Genomic DNA, 11,611 nt, shown 5'->3' on the forward strand with positions numbered 1-11,611 from the left:
GCCCGCCCCTCAACCTGAGCCGGAGAGGCGGGCGGCGCAGCAGTCGCACCTGCAAAGCAGTTGGCCCGTCAGGGTTTCCGGCTCAGCCCGTTGGTGCGCCACTTAGGCAGCCGACACGACGGTGATCGTCACTGTGGCGGGGCTGCTGGTGGCGTCGCCATCAGAGACGGTGTAGATGAAGCTGTCGAGGCCTGTGAACCCGTCGTTCGGGACATAGGTGTAGCTGCCGTCAGGGTTGACAGTCACCGTGCCACTGGTGGCCGCGGCTGCCAGGGAATAAGTAACGGTGTCGCCCTCAGAATCCGTGGCCGCTGGCAGCGTCGAGGTCAGCGGAGTGCCCTGGTTGGTACTGGGATTTGGGTCGGCGCCGGCGGTGGGGGCGTCGTTGACGGGGGTGACGGTGATGGTGACGGCGCCTTCGGCGCTGCCGCCCTGGGTGTCAGTGGCGGTGTAGGTGAAGGTGTCGGTTCCGTTGAAGTCGGCGTTGGGTGTGTAGGTGTAGCTGCCGTCGGCGTTGACCACCACGACGCCGTTGGCGGCTTCGGTGGCCAAAGCCGCAGTGAGAGTGTCCCCCTCGGGATCGGAGTCGTTGCCGAGTAGTTCACCGGTTACCGGGGTGTCTTCATTGGTGGTGACGGTGTCTGCGCCGGCGGTCGGGGCGTCGTTAACCGGACTGACCGTCACGGTCACGGTGCCAGTGCTGCTGGCACCGCTGGGATCAGCAGCGGTGTAGGTGAAGGTGTCGGTTCCGTTGAAGCCGGTGTTGGGTGTGTAGGTGAAGGTGCCGTCGGTGTTGACGACCACGACGCCGTTGGCGGCTTCGGTGGCCAAGGCTGCGGTGAGGTCGTCGCCGTCGGGGTCGGTGTCGTTGGTCAACACGTTCACGGTGCCCGAGATCGGGGTGTCTTCTGTGGTGGTGATGTTGTCCGCGCCAGCCGTCGGGGCGTCGTTGACTGGGGTGACGGTGATGGTGACGGTGGTTGGGCTGGTGGTGGCGGTGCCGTCGGTCGCGGTGTAGGTGAACGAATCGGTTCCGTTGAAGTTCGTGTTCGGTGTGTAGGTGAAGGTCCCGTCGGCGTTGACCACGACGACGCCGTTGGCCGGTCCGTCACTCAGGGTGGCGGTGAGAGGGTCCCCCTCGGGATCGGTGTCGTTGCCGAGTAGTTCACCGGTTACCGGGGTGTCTTCATTGGTGGTGACGGTGTCGGCGCCAGCTGTGGGTGCGTCGTTGACCGGGGTGACGGTGATGGTGACGGTGCCTTCGGTGCTGGCGCCCTGGGTGTCAGTGGCGGTGTAGGTGAAGGTGTCGGTTCCGTTGAAGTCGGTGTTGGGTGTGTAGGTGTAGCTGCCGTCGGCGTTGACCACCACGACGCCGTTGGCGGCTTCGGTGGCCAAGGCTGCGGTGAGGGGATCGCCGTCGGGATCGGTGTCGTTGCTGAGTAATTCACCCGATACTGCGGTGTCTTCCTCGGTGCTGGCGGCGTCGGCGCCCGCTGTGGGTGCGTCGTTGACCGAGGTGACCGTGACGGTGACCGTGCCAATGTTGGTGGCGCCGTTGGGATCAGCAGCGGTGTAGGTGAAGGTGTCGGTTCCGTTGAAGCCGGCGTTGGGGGTGTAGGTGAAGGTGCCGTCGGTGTTGACCACGACAGTGCCGTTGGCGGCGTCGGTGGCCAAGGCTGCGGTGAGGGGGTCGCCGTCGGGGTCGGTGTCGTTGGCCAACACGTTGACGGTGCCCGAGATCGGGGCGTCCTCGGTGGTGGTGACGGTGTCCGCGCCGGCCGTCGGGGCGTCGTTCACTGGGGTGACGGTGATGGTGACGGTGGTTGGACTGGTGGTGGCGGTGCCGTCGGTCGCGGTGTAGGTGAACGAATCGGTTCCGTTGAAGTTCGTGTTCGGTGTGTAGGTGAAGGTCCCGTCGGCGTTGACCACGACGACGCCGTTGGCCGGTCCGTCACTCAGGGTGGCGGTGAGAGGGTCCCCCTCGGGATCGGTGTCGTTGCCGAGTAGTTCACCGGATACCGGGGTGTCTTCATTGGTGGTGACGGTGTCGGCGCCGGCTGTGGGTGCGTCGTTGACCGGGGTGACGGTGATGGTGACGGTGCCAATGTTGGTGGCGCCGTTGGGATCAGCAGCGGTGTAGGTGAAGGTGTCGGTTCCGTTGAAGCCGGCGTTGGGGGTGTAGGTGAAGGTGCCGTCGGTGTTGACCACGACAGTGCCGTTGGCGGCGTCGGTGGCCAAGGCTGCGGTGAGGGGGTCGCCGTCGGGGTCGGTGTCGTTGGTCAACACGTTGACGGTGCCCGAGATCGGGGTGTCCTCGGTGGTGGTGACGGTGTCCGCGCCGGCCGTCGGGGCGTCGTTGACCGGGGTGACGGTGATGGTGACGGTGCCTTCGGTGCTGGCGCCTTGGGTGTCGGTCGCGGTGTAGGTGAACGAATCGGTGCCGTTGAAGTCGGTGTTGGGTGTGTAGGTGAAGGTGCCGTCGGCGTTGACCACCACGACGCCGTTGGCGGCTTCGGTCGCCAAGGCTGCGGTGAGGGGATCGCCGTCGGGATCGGTGTCGTTGCTGAGTAATTCGCCGGATATTGGTGTGTCTTCATTGGTGCTGACGGCATCCGCACCGGCTGTGGGTGCGTCGTTGACCGAGGTGACCGTGACGGTGACCGTGCCAATGTTGGTGGCGCCGTCGGGATCAGCAGCGGTGTAGGTGAAGGTGTCGGTGCCGTTGAAGCCGGCGTTGGGTGTGTAGGTGAAGGTGCCGTCGGCGTTGACCACGACAGTGCCGTTGGCGGCGTCGGTGGCCAGGGCCGCGGTGAGGTCGTCGCCGTCGGCATCGGAGTCGTTGCTCAACACGTTGCCCGACACCGGAGTGTCCTCGGCGGTGCTGACCGTATCGCCGGTGGTGGCCGGGGAATCGTTGACTGGGGTGACGGTGATGGTGACGGTGCCTTCGGCGCTGCCGCCCTGGGTGTCGGTGGCGGTGTAGGTGAAGGTGTCGGTGCCGTTGAAGTCGGTGTTGGGTGAGTAGGTGTAGCTGCCGTCGGCGTTGACCACGACGACGCCGTTGGCCGGTCCGTCACTCAGGCTGGCGGTGAGAGGGTCGCCGTCGGGATCGGTGTCGTTGCTGAGCAATTCACCCGATACTGCGGTGTCTTCGGTGGTGCTGACGGCATCCGCACCGGCGGTCGGGGCGTCGTTAACCGGACTGACCGTCACGGTCACGGTGCCAGTGCTGCTGGCACCGCTGGGATCAGCGGCGGTGTAGGTGAAGGTGTCGGTGCCGTTGAAGCCGGCGTTGGGTGTGTAGGTGAAGGTGCCGTCGGTGTTGACCACGACGGTGCCGTTGGCGGCGTCGGTGGCCAGGGCCGCGGTGAGGTCGTCGCCGTCGGCATCGGAGTCGTTGCTCAACACGTTGCCCGACACCGGAGTGTCCTCGGCGGTGCTGACCGTATCGCCGGTGGTGGCCGGGGAATCGTTGACTGGGGTGACGGTGATGGTGACGGTGCCTTCGGCGCTGCCGCCCTGGGTGTCGGTGGCGGTGTAGGTGAAGGTGTCGGTGCCGTTGAAGTCGGTGTTGGGTGAGTAGGTGTAGCTGCCGTCGGCGTTGACCACGACGACGCCGTTGGCCGGTCCGTCACTCAGGCTGGCGGTGAGAGGGTCGCCGTCGGGATCGGTGTCGTTGCTGAGCAATTCACCTGATACTGCGGTGTCTTCATTGGTGGTGACGGTGTCGGCGCCGGCTGTGGGTGCGTCGTTGACCGGATTGACCGTGACGGTGACCGTGCCGGTGTTGGTTGCGCCGTTGGGATCCGCAGCGGTGTAGGTGAAGGTGTCGGTTCCGTTGAAGCCGGTGTTGGGGGTGTAGGTGAAGGTGCCGTCGGTGTTGACCACGACGGTGCCGTTGGCGGCGTCGGTGGCCAGGGCCGCGGTGAGGTCGTCGCCGTCGGCATCGGAGTCGTTGCTCAACACGTTGCCCGACACCGGAGTGTCCTCGGCGGTGCTGACCGTATCGCCGGTGGTGGCCGGGGAATCGTTGACTGGGGTGACGGTAATGGTGACCGTGGTCGGGCTGGTGGTGGCGGTGCCGTCCGAAGCGGTGTAGGTGAAGCTGTCGGTGCCGTTGAAGTTTGCGTTCGGCGTGTAGATGTAAGTGCCGTCGGCGTTGACCACGACAGTGCCATTGGCCGCCTCCGTGGCCAGGGCCGCGGTGAGGGTGTCCCCGTCGGGATCGGTGTCGTTGCTCAACACGTTGCCCGACACCGGGGTGTCCTCGGCGGCAGTGGCCGTGTCGGCCGCGGCGCTCGGCGCGTCATTGACAGCCGTGACAGTGACGGTGACAGTGCCAATATTGGTGGCGCCGTTGGGATCAGCAGCGGTGTAGGTGAAGGTGTCGGTTCCGTTGAAGCCGGCGTTGGGGGTGTAGGTGAAGGTGCCGTCGGCGTTGACCACGACGGTGCCGTTGGCGGGTCCGTCGCCGAGGGTGGCGGTGAGGGGGTCGCCGTCGGGATCGGTGTCGTTGGCCAACACGTTCACGGTGCCCGAGATCGGGGTGTCCTCGGTGGTGGTGACGGTGTCCGCGCCGGCTGTCGGGGCGTCGTTGACGGGGGTGACGGTGATGGTGACCGTGGTCGGGCTGGTGGTGGCGGTGCCGTCGGAGGCGGTGTAGGTGAAGGTGTCGGTGCCGTTGAAGTTCGCGTTCGGGGTGTAGGTGAAGGTCCCGTCGGCGTTGACCACCACGACGCCGTTGGCCGGTCCGTCACTCAGGCTGGCGGTGAGGGTGTCCCCGTCGGAATCGGTGTCGTTGCTCAACACGTTGCCGGATATCGCGGTGTCCTCGGCGGTGGTGGCCGTGTCCGCCCCGGCGCTCGGCGCGTCGTTGACCGGGGTGACGGTCACGGTCACCGTGGCCGAGGTGCTGCCACCCTGGGAATCGATGGCGGTGTAGGTGAAGGTGTCGGTTCCGTTGAAACCGGCGTTGGGTGTATAGGTGAACTTGCCGTCGGTGGTGACCACGACGGTGCCGTTGGCCGGCCCGGCAGCCAATGCGGCAACGAGCGAATCACCGTCGGGGTCAGTGTCATTGGCCAAGACATTGCCCGATACCGCGGTGTCCTCCGCGACGGTTGCGGTGTCGGCCGTAGCAGTGGGGGCGTCGTTGACCGGGGTGACGGTGATGGTGACGGTGGTCGGGCTGGTGGTGTCGGTGCCGTCAGTGGCGGTGTAGGTGAAGCTGTCGGTGCCGTTGAAGCCGGCGTTGGGTGTGTAGGTGAAGGTGCCGTCGGCGTTGACCACGACGGTGCCGTTGGTCGCCCCGGTGTCCAAGGCTGCGGTGAGGGGGTCGCCGTCGGGGTCGGTGTCGTTGGCCAACACGTTCACCGTGCCCGAGATCGGGGTGTCTTCAGCGGTGGTCACGGTGTCGGCACCGCCGGTCGGCGCGTCGTTCGCCGGGGTGACGGTCACGGTCACCGTGGATGCCGTGCTGCTGCCATGGGAATCGACGGCCTGATAGGTGAAGCTGTCGGTGCCGTTGAAGTCCGCGTCCGGCGCGTAGGTGAAGGTGCCGTCGGCGTTGACCACGACGGTGCCGTTGGCCGGTCCGGTGCCCAGGGCGGCGGTGAGGGTGTCGCCGTCGGGATCGGTGTCGTTGGTCAGCACGTTGCCCGTCACCGCGGTGTCCTCGGCGGTAGTCGTGGTGTCGGCGTTGGCATGCGGGCTGTCGTTGATTGCGACCACGGTGACGGTCACGGTGCCCGTGCTGGGGTCAGTGCCGTCAGTGGCGGTGTAAGTGAAGGTATCGGTGCCGTTGAAGTCCGTGTTCGGCGTGTAGGTATAGGTGCCGTCGGCGTTGACCACGACGGTGCCGTTGGCCGGTCCGTCGCCGAGGGCGGCGGTGAGGGTGTCGCCGTCGGGATCGGTGTCGTTGGTCAGCACGTTGCCCGACACTGCGGTGTCCTCGGCAGTGGTGGCGGCGTCACCCTCAGCCGTCGGCGCGTCGTTGACCGGGGTGACCGTAACGGTCACAGTGCCAGTGTTGTTGGCGCCGTATGGATCCACGGCTTGGTAGGTGAAGGTGTCGGTGCCGTTGAAGTCCGCGTCCGGCGTGTAGGTGAAGGTGCCGTCGGCGTTGACGACGACGGTGCCGTTGGCCGCTCCGGTGGCCAGGGCGGCGGTGAGGGTGTCGCCGTCGGGGTCGGTGTCGTTGGTCAGCACGTTGCCCGTCACCGCGGTGTCTTCGGCGGTGGTGACGGTTTCGCCGGTGGTGATCGGGGCGTCGTTGAGATCGCCCACCGCGCTCCGACGGCCGGGGCGGCCGGCTGCACCTGCGCTCGCGGCGCCGATCCCGCCCCGCCCGCCGACCCCGGCCACAGTCATGGTGGCCAGAAGTGCCAACGCGTCGCCGCCGGTCCCTCCGTCGCCGCCGGTGCCGGTGGTGGCGGTCGCTGCACCGCCCGTGCCGCCCTCGCCGCCGGTGGCCCATCCGGTGGACAGGTAGTTGTAAGCGGTGCCGCCGGTGCCGCCGATTCCTCCGGCGGTGGTGCCTTCGCCGCCGACGCCACCGGTGCCTCCGGTGGCATTGCCCCACGGCGTCGGCGGTGTGCCCCATCCGGTCGCACCAAAGTCGTAGGCGCCCATGATCGCGGTTCCGCCGGTGCCGCCCTGCCCCCCGACACCGTCGGTGCCGGTTCCGCCGTCACCTCCGGTGCCGCCGACGACGTTTCCGAATCCGTAGCTGATGGCGGCGCCGCCGGTGCCGCCGATCCCGCCGATGGCGCCCGTGCCGCCCTCTCCGCCGGGCCCGCCGGAGAAGAAGCCGGTGCCGCCGATCCCGCCGGCACCGCCGACCCCGGTTTCACTGTTCCCGCCGTCGCCGCCGGCGCCGGCCTGGCTGAAGAAGCCTCCCGATCCCCCGGTGCCGCCGGTCCCGCCGGCCCCGGAACCCAGACCGTTCCCGCCGACGCCGCCGATTCCGCCGTTCCCGCCGCCGACCAACCCGGCCGCCCCGCCGTCGCCGCCGTTTCCGCCGGCCTGCCCGGACGCGGTGGCGTTGCCGCCGGCCCCGCCTGCGCCGCCGGAGCCCCACCACACTGCTGACCCGCCGTCGCCGCCGTCCTGGCCGGCCGCACCGGTACCGCCGGCACCGCCGTTGCCGAACAGCCCGCTCGCGCCGCCGTTTCCGCCGGCCTGCCCGGAATCGGTTGCCGGACTGTAGCCGTCGCCGCCGTCGCCGAACAACCACCCGCCAGGTTGGCCGTCCGGGTTCTCCGCGGTCCCGTCGGCGCCGTTGCCGATGATCGGCCGCCCGGCCACCGACAGAGCGGCCTGCGCAGTGGCAGATGGTGCGACGGTGGCGGTGTCCGTCGGGGTAGTCGCTGTGCTGACGGTCTTTTCGAGTGCCGGCGCGGGTTCCGCTGTCGCGGTAGCGCCTGCTTTCTCTGTCGACGAGGTGACCGTGGAGCCGATCTCCGGTGCAGCAGTGCTGGTCGGTCTGGTCGACCCGGTGATGGTCGAGCTGGTGACGGTCGATCTGCGCGTGGTCTTGGTATCGGTGAGAGAACTGCGCTTGGATCGCGCTTTCGTGCCGGGCGTGGATTTCGTGTCGGACGTCCCGGTCTTCGAGTCCGTGGCGCTGCGGGTGGAATCGCTGCCGCCGGAAGGGTCGGCGTGGGCGATACCCGCCCCGCCGGTCAGCGATGCGCCCAACCCGAGGGTCACGGCGCCAGTTCCGAGCCATATGCAGACCTTGCTGGGCTGCTCCAACCTGCGGTGACGGGCTGCGCGCCGGGACTTCGCAGCCTTTGCCTTCGTGCGCTTCGTCGAACGGTGCTGTGCAGGCATGGCTGGTCCCCGGCTTCCTACTTGTCTGCGGCCCCGGCCGTTGTCCCCTTCGCGCGTTTCTTCACGCTGGAGGCGCTGGAGCGGTCCTTGGCGGTGGCCCGGTGGGGCGTGTGGGCCCGTTCCCTGGCTGTGACCCGGCCGGTGACCCGGTCGGTGACCTTGGAGCGCACCTTGGCTGCGATCCGGTGCGCGACGTTGGTCCGTGCCGCGACGCCGGAATCATCGGTGGACTTTTCGGACGCCGCGTCGATGCTCTCGGGTTCCGTTGGGGCTGCGGTATTTCGGGCGGACTTTTCGGCGATATCGGGTTCGGCATCCGGTGCGGCGGCGGCGGCGACCGAACGCGTGGTGCTGCTGGCGGTCTTGACCGAGCCGGCGTCTGACGGCCGGGGGGCAGTTCCGTTGATGTTGATGCCGGGGCCGGTCTGGGTGACGGTCGCACCGGTCTGGAGGACCGACCCGGCGATCGACAGCGGACCCGCGCCGGAACTGACGGTGTTGTTGGCGCCGAGGGCGTTGAAGGCCGCAGTCAATATGCCGCTGGTTGCTGGGTCGGGATCCCCCGAGGAGACGTGGCTGTTGCTGCCGAGGAAGTTCAGGACGGCGGTGAAGATTCCCTCGGCGGTCGCGCTGCTGCCGTTGCCCAGGATGTTTGCCGCCAGACCGAAGAAGGCTGCCGTTGTGGCGCTGCTGCTGCCGTTCCCCAGCAGATTGAGCGCAATGGTGCCCAAGAGGCCGGCGGTGGTGGTCTGCTGTCCGGTGCTGCCGGGGGAGAAGCCGAGCGCGAAGTTGAGAAGGCCGACGTCTTGTGCGCTGCCCGGTCCCAGTTGGAGTGCGATGTTGGCGATGCCCGCGGCGCTGGCGGTTTGCGATTCGGTGCTTCCGGGTAAGCCGCCCCAGGCGAAGTTCAGGGCACCCAGTGTGGCCGAATCACCGGGGCCCAGTTGCACGGCGATGTTGCCGATGCCCATCGTGCTGGCGGTCAGCGGTCCGGCGCCGTTCGGCGACAGCCCGAGGGCGACGTTGAGGGCGCCGATCGTGGCTGCCGTGCCCTCCCCGAACTGCAGGGCCAGCGCCATGACGGAGGCAAGCGCGTTCGCTTCTGAGTTGTCCCCGATTGCCGAGGTCAAGGTCAGAAGGCTGAGCGCATTTGTGGCGGTGGCATTGTCGCCGATCGCCAACGCACCGCCCAGGAAGCCGAGGGAGGCATCGGCTTGCGCTCCGGCGCCGATGCCGATCGCGAAGCTGGTCACATTGCTCGTGCAACCGTTGCCATTGCCGATCCCGAAGGCCGAGAAGCAGGACGCATTGGCGGCTGGAGCTGCGTTGAACGCCCCGGTCGTTAGCGCGCTGTAGGCCAGCGCGCCGAGCAGCATCCCACTTTTACCCAGAACTTGCTTCATCGACAACCGCCGTCACTCGTAGGGGTCTCCGCCGGTTGGCACCATACAACTGACGCGCACGACAATTTTGCGTTTTCCCGCAGACGGGTGTGTCGAAATGTGTATTGAGCAACGCGCGGCAGGTGTTGTGCGGGGCGCGGTACCGTGGCGTCGCCCCGGCCGGCGTGTGGCCTGAGCGAACGCCGTGCCGCCGCCATGCGCGTCGATGACAAGGGTCTGTGACCGGCGGTTTCTGCGCCCCCTGTGGTGGTGGCGGCGGCTGGCGGCAGCGCTCCGATCGGTCCGTGAAGCCGTACCCATTCGGCTTGCTGAATAACCTGTCAGTAAACGTAGGCAAAGTCATTAGTGCAGCAAAGTGGAGCACTTCCCGCTGCGACGCGTGGCGTTTCTGCCCAGATCATGGCTGTGTCGAGGGCGGTGCCGTCGGGTGTCGGACCTCGGCTCGGCCGGCACCGCAAAGGACGGCAGACTTTGCGCAGTTCGCCGCCGGCGGAGCTGTGCGGACGCCGCCGGGCGCCGACGGGGACGGTGTGCGCGATCCGGCGGGCGCGGTCGGTCGGCAACCCGGCGTCGTCGCGTCCGCGCAAACGACCGATCGAACGCGAGGCCCGCCGGCGCCCGCATCGGCGTCGGTCACCACCGGTTTGACGGGGATCGGGACCAGCAGAAGCGATCGTTGGCAAAAATTGTTAACAGCGTCAAAAAACCGGGACCAGACGAGTGTCCACGGGTTAGAGTCCCGCACCATGAGCGCATCGTTGGCTACATCGCCCGCGGCAAACACCATTTCAACGACGTTGTTCGACGTGTCGGACGTCGGTGAGGCGCTCGCGTCGATCCGGATGCCGGTAGCCGTCGTCGGCTCGGCGCAAGGGCCACGGCCGGTTCTCCTTGGTCCGGATGGGCTGACGCCCGACATTCTGCGTCAGGAACTGATCGCGGTCCTCCCACCGATATACCCCGAATGGCTGGGTGAGCGCAGTTTCACCGCGGCACACGGCGTGCGCTTCCCCTACGTGATCGGCGAGATGGCCCGCGGCATCGCCACCGCACGGATGACGATCGAGGGGGTTCGCGCCGGCGGGATGGCCTTCTTCGGTAGTGCCGGGTTGGGGCTGGACGCCATCGAAGCCGGCGTGCGGGAGATCCAGGCGGCCCTGGGTCCCGAAAGCGGCGGTTGGGGCGCCAATTTGATCCACAACGTCCAGGACGACCGACTCGAGCTGGCCACGATCGAACTCTTCCATCGCCTCGGTGTGCGCTGCGTTTCGGCGTCCGCCTTCATGCGGTTGACCCCCGCGATCGTCCTCTACGCGGCCAAGGGTCTGCGGCGAGGGGCCGACGGCCAGGTCGTTCGGGCCGGACGCATCTTTGCGAAGGTTTCCCGGGATGAGGTCGCCCGGCACTTCCTTTCGCCTGCACCGGAGGCGATGCTCAGCGCGCTCGTGGCCGAAGGCCGGATCACCGCGGCGGAGGCGGCCCTCGCCGCGGAGATCCCGATCGCCGAAGACATTACCGCCGAGGCTGATTCAGGCGGCCACACCGACAACCGTGCCCTGACCGTGCTGTTGCCGCGATTGCTGGGTCTGCGTGACGAGATCGCCGCCGCCCACGGTTACGCCGTGTTGCCGCGGGTGGGTGCGGCCGGCGGTCTCGGTACTCCCGCCGCGGTAGCGGCCGCGTTTGCCGCTGGTGCGGCATACGTCCTGACCGGTTCGGTCAACCAGTCGGCAGTGGAAAGCGGACTGTCCCCGGACGCGCGCAACCTGCTCGCCGTGGCCCAATCCACCGATGTGGCAATGGCTCCGGCAGCCGACATGTTCGAAATGGGCGTGACCGTGCAGGTGCTCAAGCGCGGCACGATGTTCGCCCAGCGCGGCCAGCGGCTGGCCGACTTCTACCGCAGGTACTCCTCGTTCGAGGAAGCCCCGGCCCGCGAACTCGAGAGCCTCGAGACGACGGTGCTCGGGCGCCGCGTCGACGAGATCTGGTCGGACACCGAGGCGTTCTTCGCCGGCAGCGACCCGCGGCAGGTCGAACGGGCGCGTCAGGAACCCAAGCATCGGATGGCGCTGGTGTTTCGTTGGTACCTGTTCAATGGCGCGCAGTGGGCCCGCGAAGGCAACGCCGACCGGCGCGGTGACTACCAGATCTGGTGTGGCCCGGCGATGGGCGCCTTCAACGAGTGGGTCCGGGGAACGTTCCTTGATCCGGTGGAGGCGCGCACTGTTCGCCAGATCGCGCTCAACCTGCTCGAAGGCGCCGCGACCGTCACCCGTGCCGGGCAGTTGCGCGCGGTCGGCGTCGCGATGCCCGCGTCGGCCTTCGACTTCCGTCCGCGTCCCCTCGGATAGTCGTCAGCTCTTCTTTGACAA

4 protein-coding genes are annotated in these 11,611 nt (G+C 67.9%); 2 read left to right on the forward strand and 2 right to left on the reverse strand.

Going from position 1 to position 11,611, the window contains the following annotated elements:
- Window positions 1-102: 102 nt before the first annotated feature.
- Window positions 103-7,305 carry an Ig-like domain-containing protein gene (locus FR943_RS04315; RefSeq protein ID WP_217155103.1) on the reverse strand — a complete coding sequence of 2,401 codons (7,203 nt, stop codon included), beginning with the start codon at window positions 7,303-7,305 and terminating at the stop codon, window positions 103-105.
- A gap of 37 nt (window positions 7,306-7,342) precedes the next feature.
- Between FR943_RS04315 and FR943_RS04320 the strand changes: the two genes are divergently transcribed.
- Window positions 7,343-7,765, forward strand: coding sequence for a hypothetical protein (locus FR943_RS04320; protein ID WP_217155104.1), 423 nt, complete (start codon window positions 7,343-7,345; stop codon window positions 7,763-7,765).
- An 85-nt stretch (window positions 7,766-7,850) separates the two neighbouring features.
- Here the strand turns inward: FR943_RS04320 and FR943_RS04325 are convergent, their stop codons facing one another.
- Entirely contained in the window at window positions 7,851-9,236 is a 1,386-nt protein-coding gene (locus FR943_RS04325; protein WP_217155105.1) for a hypothetical protein, read from the reverse strand.
- Window positions 9,237-9,982: 746 nt separating this feature from the next.
- Between FR943_RS04325 and FR943_RS04330 the strand changes: the two genes are divergently transcribed.
- Window positions 9,983-11,590 carry a PfaD family polyunsaturated fatty acid/polyketide biosynthesis protein gene (locus tag FR943_RS04330; RefSeq protein WP_217155106.1) on the forward strand — a complete coding sequence of 536 codons (1,608 nt, stop codon included), beginning with the start codon at window positions 9,983-9,985 and terminating at the stop codon, window positions 11,588-11,590.
- The last annotated feature ends 21 nt before the right edge of the window (window positions 11,591-11,611 follow it).

This window comes from [Mycobacterium] fortunisiensis (assembly GCF_019050325.1).
Taxonomy (GTDB): Bacteria; Actinomycetota; Actinomycetes; order Mycobacteriales; family Mycobacteriaceae; genus Mycobacterium; species Mycobacterium fortunisiensis.